This window comes from Magnetococcus sp. PR-3 (genome assembly GCF_036689865.1).
In the GTDB taxonomy this organism is placed as follows: Bacteria; Pseudomonadota; Magnetococcia; order Magnetococcales; family Magnetococcaceae; genus Magnetococcus.
Window position 1 is genome coordinate 183,975 of record NZ_JBAHUQ010000003.1, and the last position, 23,674, is coordinate 207,648.

At 51.7% G+C, this 23,674-nt stretch carries 19 protein-coding genes; 9 read left to right on the plus strand and 10 right to left on the minus strand.

Translation table 11 applies throughout. From position 1 onward, the window contains the following. Window positions 1–406: 406 nt before the first annotated feature. Window positions 407–4,060 carry a methionine synthase gene (gene metH / locus V5T57_RS03770; RefSeq protein ID WP_332889826.1) on the minus strand — a complete coding sequence of 1,218 codons (3,654 nt, stop codon included), beginning with the start codon at window positions 4,058–4,060 and terminating at the stop codon, window positions 407–409. Between the two features lie 173 nt (window positions 4,061–4,233). Here metH and V5T57_RS03775 point away from each other — a divergent pair, with 173 nt between their 5' ends. Continuing rightward, window positions 4,234–4,731: a hypothetical protein gene (locus V5T57_RS03775; RefSeq protein ID WP_332889827.1), complete on the plus strand. Its 498-nt coding sequence runs from the start codon at window positions 4,234–4,236 to the stop codon at window positions 4,729–4,731. Window positions 4,732–4,948: 217 nt separating this feature from the next. Here V5T57_RS03775 and V5T57_RS03780 read toward each other — a convergent pair whose 3' ends face one another. Then, a complete protein-coding gene (locus V5T57_RS03780; protein ID WP_332889828.1) occupies window positions 4,949–6,937 on the minus strand; it encodes a sulfotransferase in 1,989 nt (662 codons plus the stop codon). Between the two features lie 535 nt (window positions 6,938–7,472). Between V5T57_RS03780 and V5T57_RS03785 the strand changes: the two genes are divergently transcribed. Further along, window positions 7,473–8,477 (plus strand): ankyrin repeat domain-containing protein, encoded by a 1,005-nt coding sequence (locus V5T57_RS03785; RefSeq protein ID WP_332889829.1) that lies wholly within the window; start codon window positions 7,473–7,475, stop codon window positions 8,475–8,477. Between the two features lie 278 nt (window positions 8,478–8,755). On the opposite strand, the gene V5T57_RS03790 is transcribed toward V5T57_RS03785, so the two are convergent. Together V5T57_RS03790 and ygfZ are read right to left on the minus strand one after the other, a co-directional pair. Next, window positions 8,756–9,862, minus strand: a complete 1,107-nt coding sequence (locus V5T57_RS03790) for an NAD(P)H-dependent flavin oxidoreductase (RefSeq protein ID WP_332889830.1) — start codon at window positions 9,860–9,862, stop codon at window positions 8,756–8,758. 261 nt (window positions 9,863–10,123) lie between these two features. Next, the gene (gene ygfZ, locus V5T57_RS03795) at window positions 10,124–11,176 is read right to left on the minus strand and encodes a CAF17-like 4Fe-4S cluster assembly/insertion protein YgfZ (protein WP_332889831.1); all 1,053 of its coding nucleotides are present in this window, start codon (window positions 11,174–11,176) and stop codon (window positions 10,124–10,126) included. A gap of 305 nt (window positions 11,177–11,481) precedes the next feature. On the opposite strand from ygfZ, the gene thiC reads away from it, so the two are divergent. After that, on the plus strand, window positions 11,482–12,900 hold the full coding sequence (gene thiC, locus V5T57_RS03800; RefSeq protein ID WP_332889832.1) for a phosphomethylpyrimidine synthase ThiC: 1,419 nt from the start codon (window positions 11,482–11,484) through the stop codon (window positions 12,898–12,900). Between the two features lie 224 nt (window positions 12,901–13,124). Further along, window positions 13,125–14,108, plus strand: coding sequence for an aspartate aminotransferase family protein (locus V5T57_RS03805; protein WP_332889833.1), 984 nt, complete (start codon window positions 13,125–13,127; stop codon window positions 14,106–14,108). Window positions 14,109–14,111: 3 nt separating this feature from the next. Here the strand turns inward: V5T57_RS03805 and V5T57_RS03810 are convergent, their stop codons facing one another. Then, window positions 14,112–14,738 (minus strand): hypothetical protein, encoded by a 627-nt coding sequence (locus V5T57_RS03810; RefSeq protein ID WP_332889834.1) that lies wholly within the window; start codon window positions 14,736–14,738, stop codon window positions 14,112–14,114. Between the two features lie 544 nt (window positions 14,739–15,282). On the opposite strand from V5T57_RS03810, the gene V5T57_RS03815 reads away from it, so the two are divergent. Continuing rightward, complete coding sequence (locus V5T57_RS03815) at window positions 15,283–15,933, plus strand: hypothetical protein (protein WP_332889835.1); 651 nt, start codon at window positions 15,283–15,285, stop codon at window positions 15,931–15,933. Here the strand turns inward: V5T57_RS03815 and V5T57_RS03820 are convergent. Next, window positions 15,930–16,196, minus strand: coding sequence for a hypothetical protein (locus V5T57_RS03820; protein WP_332889836.1), 267 nt, complete (start codon window positions 16,194–16,196; stop codon window positions 15,930–15,932). The genes V5T57_RS03815 and V5T57_RS03820 overlap by 4 nt on opposite strands. 206 nt (window positions 16,197–16,402) lie before the next feature. On the opposite strand from V5T57_RS03820, the gene V5T57_RS03825 reads away from it, so the two are divergent. Next, entirely contained in the window at window positions 16,403–17,329 is a 927-nt protein-coding gene (locus tag V5T57_RS03825) for an IS110 family RNA-guided transposase (RefSeq protein ID WP_332889837.1), read from the plus strand. A 449-nt stretch (window positions 17,330–17,778) separates the two neighbouring features. On the opposite strand, the gene V5T57_RS03830 is transcribed toward V5T57_RS03825, so the two are convergent. Then, a complete protein-coding gene (locus V5T57_RS03830; protein ID WP_332889838.1) occupies window positions 17,779–18,093 on the minus strand; it encodes a hypothetical protein in 315 nt (104 codons plus the stop codon). A gap of 3 nt (window positions 18,094–18,096) precedes the next feature. Beyond that, entirely contained in the window at window positions 18,097–18,417 is a 321-nt protein-coding gene (gene yhbY, locus V5T57_RS03835) for a ribosome assembly RNA-binding protein YhbY (RefSeq protein ID WP_332889839.1), read from the minus strand. A gap of 311 nt (window positions 18,418–18,728) precedes the next feature. Between yhbY and V5T57_RS03840 the strand changes: the two genes are divergently transcribed. From V5T57_RS03840 to V5T57_RS03850, 3 genes are all read left to right on the plus strand, one after another. Further along, window positions 18,729–18,962 (plus strand): hypothetical protein, encoded by a 234-nt coding sequence (locus V5T57_RS03840; RefSeq protein WP_332889840.1) that lies wholly within the window; start codon window positions 18,729–18,731, stop codon window positions 18,960–18,962. A 182-nt stretch (window positions 18,963–19,144) separates the two neighbouring features. Further along, entirely contained in the window at window positions 19,145–19,432 is a 288-nt protein-coding gene (locus V5T57_RS03845; RefSeq protein WP_332889841.1) for a hypothetical protein, read from the plus strand. Then, on the plus strand, window positions 19,432–19,827 hold the full coding sequence (locus V5T57_RS03850) for an RNA-binding S4 domain-containing protein (protein ID WP_332889842.1): 396 nt from the start codon (window positions 19,432–19,434) through the stop codon (window positions 19,825–19,827). Before V5T57_RS03845 ends, V5T57_RS03850 begins: the two co-directional genes overlap by 1 nt. Window positions 19,828–20,297: 470 nt before the next feature. Here the strand turns inward: V5T57_RS03850 and V5T57_RS03855 are convergent, their stop codons facing one another. Continuing rightward, the gene (locus V5T57_RS03855; RefSeq protein WP_332889843.1) at window positions 20,298–22,370 is read right to left on the minus strand and encodes a CHASE2 domain-containing protein; all 2,073 of its coding nucleotides are present in this window, start codon (window positions 22,368–22,370) and stop codon (window positions 20,298–20,300) included. Window positions 22,371–22,560: 190 nt separating this feature from the next. Beyond that, window positions 22,561–23,505: a DUF7354 domain-containing protein gene (locus tag V5T57_RS03860; protein ID WP_332889844.1), complete on the minus strand. Its 945-nt coding sequence runs from the start codon at window positions 23,503–23,505 to the stop codon at window positions 22,561–22,563. Between the last annotated feature and the right edge of the window lie 169 nt (window positions 23,506–23,674).

The window sequence follows — 23,674 nt, forward strand, 5'->3', positions numbered from 1 at the left end:
AGCCATGGTTGTAAGGTCTCACCCTGCGAGACGGCGGCATGAATCTTCATCCTTTCAAGCAGACTCAAAACCGTTGCACACCTCCGATACCGCTCAACATACGCACCCTGCCAAGCTGAATGGGGCGACAAGGGACCATAAAAAGGGCGCACATATTGTGCGCCCTTTTTGTCATACTTAGGCTTCAACCCTCAACACGGTTCTCCATCCGGCACGGGGCCATATCACACCCTGCATACCACACCATTGCTATGCTGTGGTCACAGGATTAAAGCCAGATGGAGCAACATCCGCATAAGGGGCAGGGCCTCCCATTAAGTAAGACACCTCAACCCCTTTTATATGAGTCTGCTCAACCTTGGCTTACCATATTCCATAGCCATAGGAGCTAAACCCAATCTAAAACTCACTCATCCAGGTTTGGCGCCAACCACTTTGCGGCTTCCTCAACCGCAATGCCCTTGCGCTTGGCATAATCCTCCAACTGATCAGAACCCATCCGACCAATGGAGAAATAACGCGCCTCAGGATGTGCAAACATATAACCACTGACCGAGGCCGCTGGCAACATCGCAAAACTCTCCGTCAACGCCATACCCGCCTGACCTTCAGCATCCAACAACTTAAACAACAGCGCCTTCTCCGTATGATCCGGACAGGCCGGATAACCAGGAGCCGGGCGAATACCCACATATTTCTCTGCAATCAGATCCGTCTTATCCAACGACTCATCCGACCCATATCCCCAATACTCCACCCGTGCCAGCTCATGAATATGCTCAGCAAACGCCTCCGCCAGGCGGTCCGCCAAGGCCTCGACCATAATGGCCCGGTAATCATCATTGGATGCCTGATATGCCTCCACCAACGCCGATACACCCATACCAGCCGTTACCGCAAACATACCGACCGTATCATCCTGGCCCACAAAATCTGCCAACGCATAACACGGTGCCTCACCCCCATCCCGCTGCTGACGCAACGTATAAATGGTGCCCAAACCATCCGCTAAAACAATATCATCCCCATCACGGGAAGCCGGGAACAGACCCAAAACCCCATTTGCCTTAATAGAGCCCTTGGCAATAATCTCCTCAAGCATCACTTGCGCATCTTTAAACAGCCGGGTTGCTTCCTCCCCCACCTTGGCGTCAGAGAGGATCTCTGGATACCGTCCATGTAACTCCCAAGTATGGAAGAATGGCGTCCAATCAATATACCCCGCCAATGTCGACAGATCATAATCCGCCAACACATGTACCCCTGGTTTAACAGGCTTCGTAACCGCTGCCGACTGCTCAAAACCACGGGTACGTGCCTCTTTTAAACTCAGTAAAGGTTTACGGTTGGCACGGTTTTCATAGGCGGTACGGTACTTATGATGCTCCGCCTGTGTCTCCGCGATAAACCCTGCACGATCCTTTTGACTAAGCAAAGCCGCAGCCACCCCCACCGAACGGGAAGCATCCTTCACCTGCACCACACACCCCTCTGTTGCTGGCGCAATTTTCACGGCGGTGTGCGCCTTGGATGTCGTTGCACCCCCAATCAACAAGGGAATATCCTGCATGCCACGGCGCTGCATCTCCTTGGCAACATTGGTCATTTGCTGTAACGAAGGGGTGATCAAACCGGATAAGCCAATGATATCCGCATTGATCTCCTGGGCTTTATCCAAAATGGTCTCTGCAGCCACCATGACACCCAGATCTTCCACCTCATAGTTGTTACATTGCAAAACCACCTTCACAATATTCTTCCCAATATCGTGAACATCCCCCTTCACGGTGGCCAAAAGGATTTTCCCCGCACCAGAGCGCTTAGCATCTTCCCCAGCATGACGGTTGGCCTCTTCAATATATGGCACCAAATAGGCCACAGCCTGCTTCATGACACGGGCACTCTTCACCACCTGAGGCAGGAACATCTTCCCCTCCCCAAACAGATCACCCACAGCGTTCATACCCGCCATTAAAGGTCCTTCGACCACCTCAAGTGGATGTGTAGCTGCTGCACGCGCCTCCTCCACATCGGCATCGATAAATTCCGTAATGCCCTTGATCATAGCGTGACGCAGACGGTCCATGACCGGTTCACTACGCCAAGCGGCATCGGCTTTGTCTTCTGCTGCCCCACTGTCACGGTATTGATCGGCAACCTCCAACAGACGATCTGTAGCATCCTCACGACGGTTAAGGATCACATCCTCCACCCGCTCACGAAGGTCTGTGGGGATCTCTGCATAAACCGCCAACTGGCCCGCATTGACAATACCCATATCCATACCCGCCGTAATGGCGTGATACAGAAAGACCGCATGCATCGCCTCCCGCACCGGATTATTACCCCGGAAGGAGAAGGAGACATTACTCACCCCACCACTGATCCGTGCACCCGGCAGGTTCTGCTTGATCCAGCGCGTGGCCTCAATAAAGTCCACCGCATAGCTGTTGTGCTCTTCAATCCCTGTAGCGACCGCAAAAATGTTGGGATCGAAGATAATATCGTTGGGGTCCATGCCCACATCATCAACCAACTGATCATAGGCGCGTTTGCAGATATCGATACGACGTTGATAGGTATCCGCCTGCCCCTTTTCATCAAAGGCCATGACAATGACCGCCGCCCCATACCGACGGGCCAGCTTAGCCTGTTCCAAAAAGGGTACTTCCCCCTCTTTTAAACTTAGAGAGTTGATAATGCCCTTACCCTGTACGCACTTCAGACCAGCCTCCAAAACCGCCCACTCAGAGGAGTCAATCATCACCGGTACCCGGCTGATTTCCGGTTCAGCCGCCATAAGGTTTAGAAAGGTCACCATGGCAGACTGAGCGTCCAACATGGCATCATCCATATTGACATCAACAATCTGAGCACCGTTCTCTACCTGCTGACGGGCAACATCCAGGGCTGTTTCATACTGCTCTTCACGGATCAGCCGAGCAAAGCGGGCACTACCAGCAACATTGGTCCGTTCCCCCACATTGACGAACAGGGTATCGGCCTCAATGGTTAAAGGCTCCAGACCACTTAGATGACAGGCCTGTTTTAACACCGGTGTCTGGCGCGGTGGCTTGCTTGCAACCTGTTCTGCAATGGCACGGATATGATCCGGGCTGGTACCGCAGCACCCCCCCACAATGTTCATTAAACCCGCTTCAGCAAAGGCCACAACTTTGCCCGCCATAATCTCTGGTGTCTCATCATACTCACCAAAGGCATTGGGCAAACCTGCATTGGGATGGATGGAGATACCAGTGCCTGAAATTTCAGAGAGTGTCTCGAGGTGGGGACGCAGTTGGTCAGCCCCCAACGCGCAGTTCATGCCGATGGTATCGGGGCGGGCATGGGAGACAGAGTTCCAGAACGCCTCGACCGTTTGGCCCGTCAATGTTCGACCAGACTGATCGGTGATGGTAAAAGAGATCATCAACGGTATATCCAGATCCCGCTCTTCCAAAACCTGACGGACAGCAAACAGGGCCGCCTTGCAGTTCAGCGTATCAAAAACCGTCTCAACCAATAAAATATCTGACCCACCGTCCAGCAAACCACGGGTGCCATTGGCGTAATCCTCAACCAAAGTGTCAAAATCAATGTTACGGAATCCCGGATTGTTCACATCGGGTGAAATACTACAGGTCCGGTTGGTGGGGCCCAAAACCCCCGCCACAAAGCAGGTCCGGTCAGGGTTTTCCGCCATCACCGCTGCACACGCTTCACGGGCGACACGGGCCCCCTCACGGTTGACCTCATAAACCAGTTCTTCCAGACCATAATCCCCCAAAGAGGGTGCATTACCATTAAAGGTATTGGTCTCTACAATATCCGCGCCCGCCTCCAAATAGGCACGGTGGATATCGCGGATCACCTCAGGCTTGGTCAAAACCAACAGATCGTTGGCACCATGCAGCTCCCCATCATGGTCAGCAAAACGATGACCACGGTAGTCTTCCTCCTCCAACCCCAGACGCTGGATCATGGTACCCATGGCACCATCCAGGATCAAAATACGTTGTTGAAGAAGGCTGCGAAACTGCTTGGTACGTTGGTTTGACATGGCGCTCATTGCTTTTTTTAAGGATTTTTTACCGTGGACCGTTGCCCCACACCCAACATAATCACATACTAGGGGCTTGCTTGTTCATGGTGAGGGATTACCATGTCCGTTGCGACAACGCAAGAAAAGCACCAGATTGCCAGATGTGTAAAGCTTAATAAGGAGATTAGTTTATGCGATTCCTACTCGTTCCGCTATTGATGTTGATGCTGATTCCAACTCAGGCCGCGGCACGCGTGGACTATGAGGATGGTCCTTTCGCTGTTCGTGAGGTCAAAGACGGTAAAAAAACCGTCTGTAAGTTGGAGATCTCCTTGTATAAGGATGGTCGCATCGCCGCTTATTTGGCGTTGTTTAACAGTGAGAACTACTACGGGGAGCTTTTCACCGAGCGCCGCCGTATTGGTAAAGCCCGCAACAAAGTAACCGTACAGTTTGATGATGAGCCACAACAGACCATCAAGTTTGTTGAAGAGGCCCCTGGTATGGATACGGACTGGCGCTGGCAATACCTAGAGCTTAACCAGCCCAAAACCATGGTGGATAATGTCGCCCGCAAGCGTAAGATGAAGATCTCCTTCTTTAACGGTAAAGAGACCTTCAAATTTAATATCCCCCTTAAGGGTAGCTCTAAAGCGGTTAAACGTCTTAAGCGTTGTAACCGCCGCTAAGTTAAGCACCCCGATGGGTTGTTATAAAAAAACGGCAGACGTTTTCGTCTGCCGTTTTTTTATGGGTTAAGCACCGGCCCCTCTTACAGACCCAAGCAGGGGCAACAGGCCATAAATATGGGGTTAGCCTGGATGTTATGAAACATGACCGGAAGAGGGCCCCAGGCAAGTCATGGCTGCGTGACCACATGGGGCCGCCTAATGGTGTGATGCCAGGTTAGGCCAACAGGGTATGCAACCGCTCTTTTAAGGGTTGTAGCTGCTGTTCAAAGCGCTTCCAACCCCCGACAGAGCTTTGGTAAATCGGTTGGCGAACCTGGACAGAGCTGGCTGTCAGAACCGGCTGTTGGGTGTTATGAAAATCCAGACACACTGGGTCAAAGGGCAAATCACACATCGCCAGTAACTGTTTAATCCCTGTCTCCCCATCGGCAACCAGGGCCTCGTACTCGATCTCATGCACAAAATCTGGCAAGAGCTGGCGCCAATGGGCCATTAAATCGGCATACAAACCATATTGATGCGCCAGATCCTGTACATTCCCACCATAACCATGACCTTGGCTGAAATAGTTTTTGTAGATGGACAGACAGGTATCCATAGGATCTCGCCGACAATGGATAACAATGGCTTTGGGAAAAAGCCGCCGGATCATACCTATAAAACGGAAATTATGGGGCATTTTGTCAATAATATGGGCTGTGGAGCCATCCTCTTTGGCCACCCGCGCCACCGCCTGTAGATACACCCGGCGGATCTGTCCCAAGGCCGCTTCATCCAAGGTAGAAGCCTGCTGGGCAAAAATCTCATCAGGCTTGAACAGCGATCGATGGTGCAGTAACTGAAAGAGTGCGGTGGACTCCCCCGCCGTGGCGACACGGGGATGGCTGGCCAAAATCTGTTCCACCAAAGTTGTGCCGGAGCGGGGCATACCCACAATAAAAATGGGCGCCGCCTGCTCTTCATCATCTGGCCTCTCCTCTACCCAGGGGCCAAAACCTGCTTTGAGCATTTCGAAGTAGCGCGCTTCAACATCGGCATGGTAGGGGTGACGCTGCTGAAAGATCTCATTGGCCTGGGTCATCGCATCCCAGGCACGGTCATACTGTTTAAGATCCTCATACGCTTTGGCAAGCCCATACCCCAAAAACATCCGGTTCTCGTCCCCACAGGAGGGATCGGCATAACGGCTCTCCATCAATGCCAAATCCGCATCCTCCGCCCCAAAGGTATGTACACGGCTAAGCTGATGGTAGGCCTCCCCCAAATCTGGATTCAACGTGATGGCCTGCCGGTAGTATTGGGCTGCTTTTTCCATATGACCTGCCCCACGCAACACATTGGCCATATTGTTGTGGGCTGCCGCGAGATCAGGGTTGAGCTGTAGCGCCTGTTTCAGATGCAGCTCCGCCTCATCCAACCGTCCAAGATCATAAAAAATACTACCCAAATTGTTATAGGCACCACTGTTGGTGGGATCCAGCTCCGCCGCTTTTAGACCATACTTTACCGCCTCACCTGGCCGCCCCCGTCGCTTTAAGAGATGGGATAGACTCACCAAGGCATCCACATGGCTCGGTGCCAGCTCCAGTACCTTTTTAAAACTGGCTTCTGCATGCTCCAAACGATCCAGACTCATCAACACCAAAGCCAGATTGTTGTGGACCCCTGGATCTTTGGGACTTAACGCAACACCCCGCTCCCCATAGGCCAGGGCCTCTTCCAACGCTCCCGCTTCTTTCAGCAAAAAACAGAGGTTACCCTGATAACTGCCCTGTTTAGGATCCAACTCAACCGCTTTTTCAATCTGGGTCTGTGCTTCATCCAATCGCCCAAGCTGCATCAATGGCACACTCAGGTGTTGGCGTAACGGCGCATGCTCAGGCGCGGCATGTACCGCTTTTTGTAAATGAGGAACCGCTGCCTCCGCTTGCCCCATCTGTACATAAGCCAGACCCATTAAATGGTTGGCGACAGGCTGGTTGGGTTGGCTCTCCAAGACATGGGTACAAATTTTAGCCGCTGCCTGAGGCTCCCCCGACTTGATCATGGTATTGGCCCGCTCCAGAAGCGGTTTAACCTCCAACCGTACTTTCCCTGGGGAGGGGTTTGCCGGTGTTTCAGGCGCTAACAGGGTGGTATCGACACTTTGACCACCTTTTTTCTTGGCCAGTTTTTTCTGTTTACGACGCTGAGCTCGGTTCAAGGTAGGGGCCTTTTCAACAGAGGGGAAAATAAAACCGTGGCGTATTGTACCCCCACACCACCCGTTTGGGCAGGGGCAGGGCCAGAAACTTACACGTGTGGCGTTTAACCATACGGACGATCGCTGTCATGCCCCCTCTCCCAGCACTCTTCAAACAACAGGATCGCCCCTGCTCAAAAACAGACCATACGCCTTCTAATCGAGCAGCAGTCTGCCTTTTTTTCATGCATATTCATATTCACCCCCCACCATAATAACCACACGGAACACCCTAAAAAAAGATTTATTATCGCTATTTATCATACACTTATATATTATTAAACATACAAAAACATCCATGATCACCCGCCAAAAATCAGGGGGAAAAGGTTGGCCTTAGGGTTGCTATGTACGCGTAGTGGGTATTTCCAATTTGTCAATTTAAAAATATACTTACACCCACCTTTTCACCTTACCGTCACCAAAGATGGTTCACACGAAGCACGTGAAGAGGTTAACCAACCCTTTTCATGGAACGAAAAAGTGGGAGCACAAGATGTTCAATAGCAGATGGATACTGTTAAAGCGTAAAAGCCGTGCAAGCATGCTCTGCATGACCGTGATGATGTTAAGTCTCACCGTTGCCCACCCAAGTGAGGCCACAGAGCTAGGCCAAGACACACTGCGTTATGCTGCCATGCAAGGTGATCAACAACAGGTCCGCGCCTTACTAAGCCAGAAGGTGGATGTCAACCAAGCCAGTCAAGTGGGGCAAACTGCACTGATGTGGGCAGCCCAAGAGGGGCATACCGCCATAGTACACGCCCTATTGCACGCAGGTGCTAACCCCAACCAACAAGATCAGTCTGGTATGACGGCCTTGATGCTTGCGGCTCAACAGGGTCATGTCAACGCACTCTCCGCCTTATTACGCACACCCCATATCGCCATAAATACCACCAGCCATACCGGACGAAGTGCCGTCACAGAAGCTGCCCGCTATGGTCAGGCTGCCATAATGGCCAAACTGGCCCCCTACAAACCCGATGTAAACCATCTGGATAAAAAGGGGTTCACTCCCCTGATGTTAGCAGCCAAAGGCGGGCACAGTGCCATGATCGGTCTACTGATTGCGGCAGGTGCTGATGTGGATGCGGTGGGGAAGCAAGGGATGACCGCCCTGATGATTGCGGTTGATGCGGGCTATGAAGGTATTGTCAGCCATTTAATCAACCAGCGTGCTCACGTAAACCAACAGACACACGATGGCTGGAGCGCACTAAGTTTTGCAGCTCACCAGGGATATGCCACCATTGCCACCCGGCTGTTAAAAGCAGATGCATTGGTAGATAGCCGTGATGAAGAAGGGCAAACCCCACTGATGCTCGCCACCCGTGGTAATTATCTGGATACCGTAAAAAATCTGCTCACCTATGGTGCCGATCAATCCCTGACCGACCATAAAGGGCAACGTGCGGCGGATCTACGCCGTGGCCACTCCGGTATCGAGAAATTACTCAGCCAAGCCAGCCATACAGATCAACTGGCCGCTTTGCATTAACCCCGGTGGCATCCCCTGTTTAAAAAAAGCCACCCGCGTTCTCCACGGGTGGCTTTTTGCTATCCAAGCGCCTCCTCCTGTAAAGCGATCTTAACCTTCTACCCTACAGCGTGGCCATTGACCTCAACCCACGGTGGACCTGCTCCATGCCACTCTGCTGGAGAGAACTAACACCAGCCATACGGCCCAACCGGTCCCTGATCCAGACCCATTAAAAAAGCCACCCGCGTTCTCCACGGGTGGCTTTTTGCGATCCAAGTACTTCCTGTAAAGCGATCTTAGCCTTCTGCCCGATAGGGCCGACCATTGATCTCTTCAAAGATCTCATGCACGTGCATAATACGATCGTGGCGGGTTGCATTGGTGCCGGTAAAGACCAGACCCTTTTGCATATCCCCCTGCTGTGCGTGGTGGAGTGCCTCAGCAATACAGAAGGTCTCTTTTTCATCCCGACAACGGCAGTGTTCCAAACAGGTGGCAATACACTTCATGCCAACCTCTTCACCACGGAACAGATCATTGGTGAAGTTGGTACTCAATGCGCGTCCAGGCAAACCCGCAGGAGAGTCGATGATCACGACATCGCCCTCTTTGGAGTCAATAAAGGACTGTTTGAAGCTATCTGCGGCGTCACACTCATGGGTACAGATAAAGCGACTGGCCATCTGCACACCTTTGGCGCCCAGGGCAAACATATCGTCGATATCCTTACGGTCCCACACACCACCCGCGACGATGATAGGAATATCGCCACCAAACTCTTTTTCTGACCATTCAGCCAGCTGGGGTACCACAACCTCAGAGCCGTGTTCTGCCCCATAGAGCTGGTCCCGCGAAACGCCTAGATGACCCCCTGCTTTATTGGGGTCTTCAAACACAAAGGCATCCGGCAGCCGCTTATAGGTCTTCAGCCAGCGCTTGGCCAGCAGCTTACCCGCCCGCAAGGATGAAACAATCGGTACCAGCGCCGTCTTGGGGTAGTCCGCCGCAAACTCGGGTAGGCGTAGCGGTAAGCCAGCCCCAGAGATAATCATGTCGGCGCCACACTCCACCGAGGTGCGTACCATCGCTTCATAGTCGCGAATGGCCACCATGCAATTGGTCCCGATCACACCTTGGGGGGATTTCTCCCGTGCCCATTCGATCTCATCGGACAATGCCTTGATGTTGGCTTTATAGTAGTCCCGTCCCTTTTTGTAATACTTGGAAGCCAGGGAAAGTGCCACAGTGGCAATGATGCCACCACCGCCAGAGTTGGCGACTGCAGCGGCCAGATTGTGCGCAGAAACACGCACACCCATGCCACCCTGGATAATGGGAACGGGTAAGGAATGTTCGCCGATCTGAAGAGATGGCAAAGGGGAAACAGTCGTAGGTGCGTTCATGGACCCAATTTATACCGGAATAACCGTAGCCACACAACTGCTTACGGCAGTGACAGATTGGGAAAAGCCCAACACCCCCTAAAAGTAGGGATTAGGCCGTATAAAATATGCCCTAACGACTTAATCGCACATACACAGAAGGTGGTATAGGTAAGTTTGAGATATACAAAGGGCTTGCCCCCCCAACACCTTTGACCTACAAACCCACCTTAGGGTTGCAGTAGGGGTGGTCTTTTTTATGTGACCACCCCTACCCGACCTCTATTCCCAGGTTGCCCAGGCTGGTTTACTCACCTCTACGGTCTCACTCCCCAAGGTCAGGGGCTTATCCGATGCCCAGTCTGAAACCCGCACAATAGCCAAGGCTGTACCACCCGCTGGATCCACACTGGTGATGTGACCCGCCTCCTTCTGACCACCCACATGGATGACATCCCCCAGCTTAGGCAGGGTTGTTCCTGACCATGTGATCTGGAACAGGCGCTTTTTTAAGGTCCCCCGGTGATAGGTACGGGCTGTGGTCTCCTGCCCCACATAACACCCCTTATTAAAATCCACCCCCTGCATTTCCAGAAAACCCGCCTCTAAAGGCAGTGTGGCATCAGCCTCCAGTTCATTGCCACCACGGGGTAAAGCTTGCGTGACCCGGTACCCTTCCCAAGCCTGATACCCCACTGGAGTAGCCTGGGCTGCAAGGCGGTCCCATAAACCGGGTAGGGCATCCCCATCGGCAACCACACGCCAGCCAAAAGCCGCATGACGGGGATCCTTGATCACCACCACCCCTGCTTCCGGTGCCACACTTTGGCCCGCTTCCTGAGCGGAGAAATCCACGCCAGAAAAAACCGCCGATAGCGCTTGTGCCGCCTGGGGGCCCGCCATGATCAGTGTCCCCATTTGGTCACTGGCATCCATCAGTTTGGCCTTGGCCCTGAGTAGATACATACTCAGCCGTTGCACCAGATTACCGATACCCGGCTCTGTAAAAAGTAATAGGCGATCTTCATCACCCATATTTTGTTCGGCGATGATAAAATCCCACAGATAACGCCCTTGGGGGGAGAGCAAAGCCGCATAAATGGCTTTTTCTGGTGAAACATTTTTGATCTGGTTGGTAATCAGCCCGGAGAGAAATGTCTTACGATCCTCACCTGTTACGGTCGCTATGCCGGTGTGGCTCCAATCCACCAGGGCGGCACCTTTGGCCAAAGCTTCACGCTCTTGTGTGGCGGCACCAAAGGCCAAAACCACACGGCAACCACGGTCCTCACCCCACTGAGAAATTCCATTAAAATGCTGTTCAAGCAGGCTCACAACAAAAACTCCCTTGTCAATATCCTCACACCATCCTCACAATGCAGACTTATGGAACTCTACAAGGTTCCCGACTCTCAAAGCGAGACTTCCTGAAAAATGGGGTGCATAATTCCCCAGGAAAGTGTCGGGCCAAACCCTGCCCTGTCGGTTTCAGGTGCAGTGTTGGAGATACCCTAAAATTGAGCATGCCCAGGTTGTAACCATAATGGTAGAACCTGTGCCGGACAGCGATAGCGGAATCCGCCTTACCCCATGGATGGCAGGTTACCGGTTGCTAAAAAACGCAGATGGAGAAAAACTTTATGAGCGCATTTCGTGCCCAATGGGTCAAAGGTCGCAGCGGCAACGTCACCCAAATGCATTATGCCCGCAAGGGTGAGATCACGCCGGAGATGGAGCATGTGGCCCAGGTTGAGGGGATCAGCCCCGAAACCGTGCGTGATGAGGTGGCCCGGGGTCGTATGGTGATCCCTGCCAACATCAATCACCCAGAAGTTAAGCCAATGGCCATTGGTATTGCTTCTCGTTGTAAGATTAATTCCAATATTGGTAACTCACAGATCTCTTCCGGCCTGGATGAGGAGGTGAAAAAACTCACCGACTCCATCAAGTACGGTGCCGATACAGTCATGGATTTGAGTACCGGTAAAGATATCAAGCCCATCCGTAACGCCATTTTACGTAACTCATCGGTGCCTATCGGTACGGTGCCCATTTATGAAGTGATCGAGCGGGTACCCGACGTAAAAGACCTGACCCCAGAGATCATCCTTGAGGTGATTGAGGAGCAGGCTAAAGAGGGTGTGGACTACATGACTGTACACTGTGGTGTACTGATGCATGTTCTGCCCATGGTCACTTCACGGATCACCAAAATTGTCTCCCGTGGTGGGGCGTTGATGGCGCAGTGGATGCTGCACCACCAGAAAGAGAATCCCCTTTATACCCACTTTGATCAGCTGCTGGAGATTTGCAAAAAGTATGATGTCACGCTCTCTCTGGGTGATGGCCTACGCCCCGGTTGCTTGCATGATGCCTCTGACGAAGCCCAATTTGCGGAGTTGAGTGTACTGGGTGAACTGACCAAGCGTGCTTGGGAACAGGATGTTCAGGTTATGATCGAAGGTCCTGGCCATGTGCCCATGGACCAGATCGCCATGAACATGAAAAAAGAGCGCGAAGTGTGCCACGAAGCTCCCTTCTACGTCTTAGGCCCCTTGGTAACCGATATCGCTGCAGGTTATGACCATATTGCCTCAGCCATTGGTGGTGCTATTGCGGCTTGGGAAGGTGCTTCCATGCTCTGCTATGTCACCCCCAAAGAGCATTTGGGTCTGCCCAATGCAGAAGATGTACGAGCCGGGATCATTGCCTACAAAATCGCAGCCCATGCTGCGGATATTGCCCGTCACCGCCCCGGTGCCCGGGATCAGGATGATGAGATGAGCCGTGCCCGCTACGGTTTTGATTGGAACCGCCAGTTCGAGTTGGCTTTAGACCCTGAACGCGCCCGTGAGTACCACGACGAAACCCTGCCAGAGGATGCCCACAAAACGGCAGAGTTCTGCTCCATGTGTGGTCCACGCTTCTGCGCCTACAAGCTCTCTCAGGAAGTGGATGCCAAATCCAAAGAGATTGCGGAGAAGTTTGTCCCCGGTTTCTGTCCCGGTGATGATGCCGCCAACCAAGGCAAAGAGTTGCCCGAAGTGGTCGGTAAGTAAAAAAGAAAAGGCTGGGGGTCGCCCCCCAGCCTTTTTTTTGTCCAAACACACCCGACAGCATCAATCCAGGCCCCATAAAGAGGCTGTACACGTCGTTACCACACACCATCGGCAGACCTGCCAACCCCATGGTAAGGTACGGCACACATACCCGGGGGTTGGGTCTTACCTGACTGGCTACGCCCTCCTCTACCCCACTCCTTTAGCCCCATGAAATATCGCCCATGTCTGCTCCCCCGATCCCCCTCTACCACCCTGATTTAACGCAACAGGACCGTGATCGGGTACTGCAAGCCCTGACCCCACCGTGGCAGGATGAGGCAGCCTGCCAACAGTTGGAACAGGCCTGGCACAATCATTGGCAACGACCGGTGGTGGCCTTTGCCCACCCTACCGCGGCTATCCAGGCTTTGGCTGAGCTGTTCTCATGGCGTATGGGTGATGCTATAGCCCTCTCCCCCCTGGCCAACCCAGAGTGGTCTGAAGCCTTGCAGCATGCAGGTCTATACCCTGCATGGCTGGATCTGGAGATACCCCACGGTTTGGGAAGTGGCCAACCCATGGGCTTGGCATGTTGTGCGGGTCAACTACAGGGGTGGATGCGTTTTGGGTTTGCCGGGCAGCAAGATACAACCCCACTGCCCCCCCACGTTACCCCTTTGGAGGTTTTGGATCATTGCTTAATCCCGGCTTCTCCCATGGCGACGTCCAGTATTGGCTTATTGCATTTGGGTGCTAACGGCCCTCTGCAAGGGGGGGAGATTACCCTGGTCTCCATGGCCCATGCGTCAGAGGTGGAGCAGTTGCGTACCTGTCGTCAACAACTGCCCTCGCGCAGTGCCCTGGCCCTGGCCTTAAGCCAGACCAGCCAATACCAGAGTTTGATGGCAAGCCGGGCGCAGCGGGCACAGCGCTATCTGGACCTACTCCGGCCCCGCAACAGGTTTAGCGTACCAACGGCACGTCAACACTGGAGTCGCTTTACACTGTGGATGACCGATCACCAGCAGGCTCAGGAGCTGTATACCTTTCTACACAGTGCACAGATTGGTTGTTGCCTGGGGCACCCGCTCCCTCCCCCACATGAAGGGGCTGGGTTACACCACTGGTACCAACATGCCTTGCAGGTTCCACTCTATGCAGCGCTAAAAGATGGGGACCAAAAGCGTATTATCAACCGTATTCACCGCTGGGTAGAGCGCGGGTAATCTCTACTTAAGACGCTGAACAAACTGCTCCATATTCTTCCACTTATCTCGATTATGGTTTTTCTCTTCATACATGTAACGCACCAAATGACCCATGACAGGATGATCCTCTTCCCACTGCATAAAGCTTATGGGGTCCTCTTGTAGTGCGGTACCCAGCTCTTGGACTTGATGGGTCATCCAGAGGGTACCCATGGCGATGCAGGTCACGATTAGTGGAATCAAGCTGGCATGTAGCTTTCGCTGTTGTATGAGACGGTGTTGCGCGCGGGCTTGCAGCTTTTGTGCAGTGATCACCCGCTCTTGTGATGCCAGAGGATCAGGTTCTTTCCACAGGTTGCCTGCATCAAATGCTTTGATATTGGCCCGGTGGGTCTCCTGAGCACGTTTTTGTCGTTGTGCCTTGCTTTCATAACGCATGACGACCTGTTGCAGACGGGCCAGACGCTTGGCTGCAAATTGCGCTAAACGGCTGGCATGTACTTTGGCAACCATCGCTTTACTTAACAGGCCAGATGCTGGCAAACGAAGATGTTGGCCCAAAATGGCAAATTTACGTTGTTCAACATGGGTCACACGCTGTTCAAACGCCTGTGCAATACGCTCCTTACGCTCTTTATTACTCATCATGGTTAACGCTCCTATGCACACCATTGAGCACAGGTAGGTTGGGTAAGAACCGCTATTGTGCCCATATGGCTAAAATGATTAAAAAAATATTCTTAAGGCTCTGATCAAAAATAGAGATCATTAACGCTCATCACCATGTAGGTATCTTTATGGTACTAATAGAACACTATCTTGTCAACACAAACAGGACTAGACCAAGTACTAGCAACATACTATATAATACCAAAGCATTACTTGTGAGTTTTTATTGCATGGGCATAATAATGATAATATACTGTATTTATGAGTATATTTCTTGATGCCATTGAACCTTATAAAATAGCTCCGCCCACACACAAAGAGTACCTTTTTTGTTCTGTTTTGGCTGCATATAAACCCTTCCACCCCTTCTGTTACAAAAATTTACCTCATTATTTTTCCTCTATATACTTTTTATAATTTTACGGTCAACACGCGCTCACTGTGAAGGTCTTGTTGTCTGCTCTTGACCATGTCATGGTGGCGGAAAGAAAGAGGTTCGTACACATTAAGGAGTGGTTACCCAATGGCTAAAATAGCGGACTATCCCATTGTCATTAAACAAAAAGGTGATCTGTTCTACCTACACCAACCTGAGCTGGGTATTCTACTGCAAGACCCAAACATCACCACACTCTACAGCCGCTACCAACAAGAGGCCGAAGCACGTTTGACCTGCTATCAAGCCCTGGCCATGGCAGCCCCCGAACCTGACACCCCCATGACCCGCAAACAGCAGAGGCGCAACCACTGGCAACGCCATGGGCTTCTGGCACTGGCTTTGTTAATACCGACCATTCTCTTGGCATCCACCCTCTATCAACTCCCCCGTCAGGTGGCCTTGTACCTACCCGAAGCCGCCCAACAGATGATCACCCTGGGCAAAGAGAGCCTAACCGAAACAGCCCATACCATTCGCACCATGCCACCTACGGAGCGTGAAGCCCTACGTCAGGAGGTTAGAGCAACCGTACAGGGTTTAGTCCCGGTGGTGGATGAGGTAACAGGGCTATTTCAAGAACATCTGTTTGCCTCGACAGCGGCTTTTACCCAAATGACCCCAGAAAAAGAGGAAGCACTACGCAAACGGGTTCGTGCAGTCGCCCGAGGTTTGGCCCCTGTGGTACAGGAGTTAAGACCGCTTTGTGAAGCAAAACCGCAGCCGAAGCACCCTTAGCCAGGTATTTCGGGAGGGGTATCTTCAGGCACCAGCCGAAAACCGGCGATCTCCCCACGGGATGAGATAAAATCGATTCGGTAGCGGTTACCCTCGGCATCCTCGGGCGGCTCGGTTTCACTCATGGGCCCCCCACAATGGCAAAGGCGCTCTCCACACAGCACCTTCCAGGTCTTGCGGGCGGCTTTAAAAGGGAGTGTACCATCCAGACTCTCCACCCAGGCCTCTGTACCATGTACACGGTTGATCAGTCGATATTTCATCGGATCCTTTGCCTGCCAAACATCCATAGGGGCCAACGACTTGCGCCCACGCCATACATAAGCACCTAAGCCCCCTCTTATAAGGGGGTCGGCTGGGTTAAAAACGATCTCTATCCCTGGAACTTGGCACAGGCACCTATAACATACCATGTCGGTATCTCTGTTAATCTGGTGTTGAGTATGAATCCAGAACAGGCGGTACCGACATGGCTAACGACATACTCAGTGTAGCCAAATTTGAACGATTTTTGGCCGGTTTTGAAAACAGTTTGGTCTACATCGGTCTGGATGTTCACAAGCAGAGTTGGCGTGTGGCACTACTCAGGCCAGATGGGGAGCTGACCGACCTGACCATGCCCCCGGAACCAACCACTCTGATCCAAATGCTGCAATCCCTGCCGGTGATGGTGGGCATGTTTGCCCAGGAGGCTGAACCAACCGGTTACGGTTTGGCCCGTGCACTTCAATCGGCAGGACTGCCCATCACCGTAGCTGCCCCAAGCCGTATTCCTCGACCTGTCGCTCCAACCCATAAAACCGACCGGCTTGATTGCCGTAAGCTGGCTGAATTCGCCGCTTCCGGTCTGCTACGTCCCATCGCCATCCCTTCCGAGCATGAAGAGGCATTCCGCACCTTGGTGCGACACCGTCATCAGCTGACCGATGGCCTGCGCCGCTGTAAACAGCGAATGCGTGGCCTGCTTTTAAGCAACAGCGCCATTGAACCTGAACATCTCGATCATTGGAGCAAAGCAGCCATTGAGCAGTTGCATCAACTTGAGCTTGCGGCTGCTACCCGCCAAACACTCAACAGCCACCTGCGGGAATGGGCCTTTCTCACTGAAGAACAGCAATCGATCGATAAACAGATCAAAGCCCAGGCTATAACTTGCGGTCAACAAAACCGCATCGAACGCTTGAAAACCGCTGATGGTGTCGGACATGTGGTCGCTGCCACATGTGCTGCCGAACTCTTCCACCCCGAACGATTTAGCCGTTCAGAACAGGTCACCGCCTATCAGGGGCTGGCTCCCATGGTTCGGGAGAGTGGCGGCAAGCATGACCGGGGACATCTACGCCCTGTTGGACAACAGCGTCTGCGTAGCCTATTAATCGAAGCCGCTTGGATCTGACGGGCCAAAGATGAACAAGCCAAAGCGTTTTATGATCGACTGGTCAGCCGTAGCTCCATAACGCAAAAGGCCATTGCAGCATTGGCTCGGAAACTTGCTATCAAGTTGTGGCGACTGAGTTTAGATCCTGCCACAGCCTGAACTTAAATTGGGTTGCGAGGGCTTTTTGGTCACCCCGGTGACGTCACAAAATGGCAACCCATTTCAAACAGGGTAGCGAATGGTACTTGGTGCGTTGCGCACGAAAAAGAAAAGGTTACTTCAACACCACATTCCCAACCGGGCTATTTTCCACAATCCCACAGCCCCATCAAAGGAATGTGTTGGGTTCCTGCGGGCTATGGAAGCGTGGAAAACAGCCCTGTGAGGATTCTGCGTGACAGAGATACCCATAAGAAAAAAGCCCTATGGAAAAATCCATAGAGCTTTTTTATTTGATCACAACAGGGTTACCCCCACCAGGTGACATCCGGGTCAATTCTGGGAGTAAAGGTTAGAGGTTGCTTACCAGCCTCTTCCATTTTATCCCCACCCTCATCCTCCTGGCGCTTGAGTAGTGCCTGACGCAACAGATAGTCAGCCATGTGCTGCACCCACTCATGCTGCTTCTCTTTAAGGGGCTTACCCGACAGTTGTTGCATCTGACGGGTAACCAGATCCACCCGAATTTTCTGTCCCTTATTCAGGGTCATGGTCAAAGCAATGGGAATACGCTCATCCCACTCAATTTCCGACTCGGTAATCCCGCGAAAACGCTCCTGCATGAATCAGTTGTCCTTCTTTTTCTTCTTTTTGGGCAGCTGAATACGACGATGCTCCGGCTCAGGATGCATGCGGTAAAGAATGGCCAAATGGCCAATCATACCCACAAACTCACTCTTGCTATCCTTGGCCAGATCTTTCGCCAGATCCTTCCGCTGCTCTTTAAAATCCAGAAAGCGCACCTTAATCAGTTCATGGATGAGTAGCGCCTCTTCAATGGCTGCTTGAACCGATTCAGTCACCCCCTCTTTTCCCACAAACACAACAGGTTTAAGGGAATGGGCAAGACCTTTAAGATGTTTGCGCTGAAAACCCGCAAGTGACACGTTCGTAAACTCCAATAAGCCAACCTGCCGCTCTTGGAGGGGATCTCATGGGTGCTTGTTCCCAAAAAAACCCTCAAAAGAGAGACATGGGCAATGTGATGTACCAGAACACCACGCTGCTCAACAGCATTATACTGTTGAAAATGAATATGTTAACCCACATAGAGGGCCAACGTTTTTAAACTAAAAAAGAGCGCGTACTCTCGCTCAATCTTTCATTTTAACCTATTTATGGTCATCTCACCACCATCACCCATGGAACCTGGACCTTGAGCCGATTATCATAGAGCGTACATGGAGGAGTATATGTGATGAATGAAGCCAAACCAGCCCGTCAACCAAAGATGTTACGTAAAAAAGCAGGGCGTAGCTATGGCCCCTGTGTCGCCTGTAAAGACGATAAGCTACCTTTTGCCTGGAATTGTAGTTGTGGTTTTATGATGTGCCAAACCTGTATGCAGGATAATCTCTGGGGTATGACCTGTAACAACCTTACCTGGACCTGCCCAGATTGTGGAAAAGAGAACAATTTTGGTAACCGCTAACGGTTATGGATGGATATCAACCAGCCATAACCTGTATGACGATGTGTCAACCATGCCAGCACATCCCTTTTTCCAAAGTGGAAACAGCAGGAAAGCCGGTATCCTTTACCTACCCAGGTTTGGGCCTACCTGCCTGTTGGGTTGATCTGTTTTGACATCGCATTTAATGAATGGAAATGATTATGCCTGATCTATCAGACCCCAGTGTCGTCGCGTGGATTATCATTGCTGTTAGTGCTGTTGCCGTGGTCGTTGGCGCCTTAAAGATCATCAGTAACGGTATTACCATGCTTTTATGGCTCATGCTGGCTGTTGGGGGGGTATTGGGGTTGGATTATGGGCTAAAAGCTGGAGATGGTGAGGTCACCAAAGGCCTACCAGAATCGGTTCAAACGGTCTTGGGCGAGGGTAGTACGCTGTCCAAACAGGCACTACAGGCCATCTGCCGTGAAGTGGAAAGCAAACCCTAATGAAAAACCATTTCACAGAAGAAAAACTGCGGGTCGATAAATGGTTGTGGGCTGCCCGTTTTTTTAAAACCCGTGCCATCGCCACCGATGCCGTTAATGGTGGCCATGTACACCTGAACGGACAACGGGTCAAACCCAGCCGTGTGGTCAAGGTGGGGGATGAACTAGAGATCACCAAAGGTCCCTACCGGTTTATGGTGACTGTTGAGGGACTTAATGATAAACGAGGCCCGGCCCCTGAGGCCCAAAAGCTCTACACCGAAAAGCCAGAGAGCCAAGAGGCCCGCCAGGAGATCTCCGCCCAAAAACGTGCCGAACGAAACAGCCGACCAGACTATGGCTCCACACGCCCCACCAAACGGGACCGACGTGCTCTGGATCGCTTAAAGTTCTAACCTCCCCAGTCAATACCCTTCTTTTGAGGGGGTATCATCCTTATACCCAAGCCTATTCTTATATTCTTACCAGACTAAGCTTTAGGGCAAACCTTGATAAACCACACTTAGGCATCCCCCCAAGATCCCCCCTTTTTAGTCACCTGCCCCCATGGATCGTACCATATGCCTAGGGTGCCTCTACCTGTAGACCAACCATCCACAACGGTGGAAAACGGATCCCTCCCATCAACCAAGAGGTCTCTCCCGCACGTCTCTCTTCTTAGCTTTCAAGATACGACCCCCTTTTACCCCTTGCTCACACACATGGATCTCACATTACGGTCGCCCACCAAAAAAAGGACGAACCTAGGGTGCTATGGGGAGAAATGGGTCGATGGAAGATCAACAACAGCTATGTTTCTTCTTAAAAAAAACATCTCCCTACAAAAAAGGGCGGCTCCAAAGAGCCGCCCTTTTGCATACTGCCTTTACCCTTTTGAGGTAAAGTTAAAGACACCATCCCAGTCATCCGGTGGTGGATTCTCCAAGTAGAGCTGACAACGGTCTACATAGGTACGGCTGGGACCATCATCTTCCACAATCTTCAGCGCCTTCTCAAACGCCTCAATCGCCATTTTAAAGTCCCGCCCCTTGTAGATATCCAAGGCTTTATAATAGGCCTCCAGCAGGTCTGCTTGGCGGTCTCTAAGCTGACCCTTGCGCTGTAACACCTCATAAATGGTAATGGGCTCTTTTTTACCCACCACTCGAACCGTATCCAACTCACGGCACTCCACGGTATCTTTCACATGTTCGTGGGTAAACTCAGAGATCATGGTATAGGTATTGTAGAACTTATTGGCACCTTCCAGACGTGCCGCTAAGTTTACGGCATCCCCCATAATGGTGTAGTCCATACGCTGCTTAGAGCCCATGTTCCCTACAACCATAGGACCCGTGTTCACACCCATCCGCACGTTAAGCAGGGGACGCCCCTCCTCCGTGAGCTGTTTGCGCATATCCACCATTAAGTTCTGCATATCAATGGAGGCATGGCAGGCCCGAATAGCATGATCAGGTTGATCCAGTGGCGCCCCCCAGAAGGCGATAATGGCATCCCCTTCAAACTTATCCACCGTGCCTTCCTGATCGGCGATGATATTACACATCTCTGTCAGGTATTCATTGAGCAGATGTACCAGCTCTTCCGGTGTCAGCTTCTCACTAATGGAGGAGAAGCCTGCGACATCTGAGAAGTAAGCGGTCATCTCACGCTGCTGACCACCCAACTGCAGCTTGCTGGGATCCTTAACCAAAATCTCTACCACCTTGGGTGACAGATAGTGGCCAAAGGTGTCCTTGATCATCGCCTTTTGATTACGCTCAGCCAGGTACTCCTTAAGGTTGATCACCAAATAGGAGACAAAGCCAGCCAAGAGCACATAGCTCATGGAGAAGACCACACCGTTACTAATATAGATCCACGTTGTAAAGCCAATGAACGTGGCAAACAGGGCTGCCACCAACACAGCCCGTAAAGCGGGATGCGCCAACCAGAAGTTTACATTAACCAAGATCAGCATAAACAGCAGTGCCGAGATCACCTCAGCCACCGTTGAGGCGGGGTGTAATGTTCCCTGGGCCATCAGTGTACTGATGGTATCGGCAATAATCTCGACCCCATAGACCATACCAACCGGTGTATCAAACCAGTCATGAGAGACCTCAGAGGTATCCCCCAACAGGACAATCTTATCTTTCACCAAGAAGGAATAATCTTCGTATTCATCCTCATCCAGCTCCAAAATCTCCATCGCGGAGATTCCTCTAACCTCACTAAGGAAGCGCGCACCCTGCTGGAGCTTGGGGAAATCGATGTAGAAGCTGTTGAACTGATCCAGCTGAATATTCAAATCACCAATGGTCAGTACGCGGGTCTTCTCATCAAAGCTTGGCTCAACCCCCTTGAACATGGCCAGAGCCTGTACGGCAAAAGGCCAACCATCCTCCTCCTTCATAATCTGAGGGAACAGATTTAAGCGAGAGAGCATGGTCACCAACGAACTGGAGGAGCTGATGTTGGTGTAGCCACTACGAGTGACCTCTTTGAGTACTGGGGTCGGATAGTTCAAACCGGTAAATTTGTTTTCCCGGTTAAACTGCCCTTGGGACACCACCAGGACATTTCCGACCTCTTTAAACACTTCAGCCGCAGGCTCGTCTTCCCCATACGAACTGGGAAAGTCCATCAATAAGTCGACTGCGACAACTTTCGCGCCGAGCTCTCGTAGGGTTGCGGTAATCTGGGCAATATCCGTACGACGCAGCGGAAAGCTTTTATACTCTTCAAAAAACTGTTCATCCGTATTAACGATGAAAATGTTGTCATTCAGCTTGGTCTGCTCAGGCGGACCATACTCCATACGAAGAATTTGTCGAAAAGAGAGGGTTTGGTCCTCAATAAATGAAAAAGGCTCCTTAACCTCCAATGGAATGACAATAAGGAACAGGACAATGGTGACCCAAATGTCCCACCGTTGGGAAAATGATTGTTTTTTCACCGTTCAAGCCTCTCGTTTGGGCTTTGGTTTATAAAATAGATGGTAGGTATCCCTACCATTTCCCAACCATAGCATAAGCTTGGGGGGTGGGTGCACCCAGTGCAGACAAAAAAACCCACTTGGCTTAGCTCCAAGTGGGTTTTTTTTCATTCACAACCGGGTGGCTACCGTTGGCAGCCGCTGGTTAAGCTTAGTCTTCCATCATCTGGTTGTAGATCAGGGCCTCTTTCATCTTCAGCTTCTTCAGCTTCAGATCGTGGTAGGCTTTGATCAGCAGAGGACGCATGTCATTGTCGTCTGGATAATCTGAAAAGTGCTTCTTGTAGTGCTCCATCGCAGCAACAGTCAGCCCTTTTTCATCCAGGAAGCTGGCCAGCACAAAGTCATCACCAGGGGCAGCAGCTTGGATGTCAGCAATGGTCTTCTTCAGCTTGGCATCTTCAGAGTCGCTCAGCCATACAACGGTGCTGGGCTTTTTGGGGCTGTAGAGTACATCAGCACCCTGCATGACACTGACTTGGTACTTATGCTTACCGGGTACCAGGGTCAGAGCATGGCTAACCATGGCCTCTTTGCTGTTGAAGGTACCAACAGACTTGCCATCTACCATCAGCTTGTAGCTAAACTCATCGCCCAAGTTCTCCCACACCAGTGTGGGGAAAGAAGCTGACAAGGTGAGCTTTTTAGCGGTGCGCAGCTTAACATCCTTCGGCGCGTTGGTCTTATGCACACCACGACGTACGGTGGTGTAACGCTGAGCCTTAGCAAAGCGGTTTTGCAAACCGGCCATTAAAGAAGCGCCAGCTTCACGAGGAGCTGCCAAGGTACCTGCCAGTGCCTTAGCACCCTCTTTAGAAACCTGTACCACAGTGTTGGCACCAACATCCTGGGCCTGACCTGTAGCTTGGTTTACCAGCATACCTTTGCCATCGGCACCGGTACGGATCTGGTAGTTCTCAAACAAGAACTTGGTGCGGCGTACTTTTTTCCACTTGGTACCGTTTTTACTGTACTCAACTTTACCTTTGGGCTGCATGAACATGGCAACGGGGGTCTTAGCCTCCACGGGCATACTCACCATCAGCATCGCAAAAGCGACCAATACGGCAAAAAAGGATAGGAATCTGGTTTTCATCGGTCAATGCTCCCTGATACGCGTAAGAATCTCTTTAAAGCTCCATCCTGGAGCGTGTGACTTAAGCCGGAAGTCCAGGGCAACCCCTGGAGCAGCTAAATAATCTACATAAAGAATAGAGGCATTTCTACATGCTTTTATTCCCTTAACTCTACTGGTTGGTGACCAA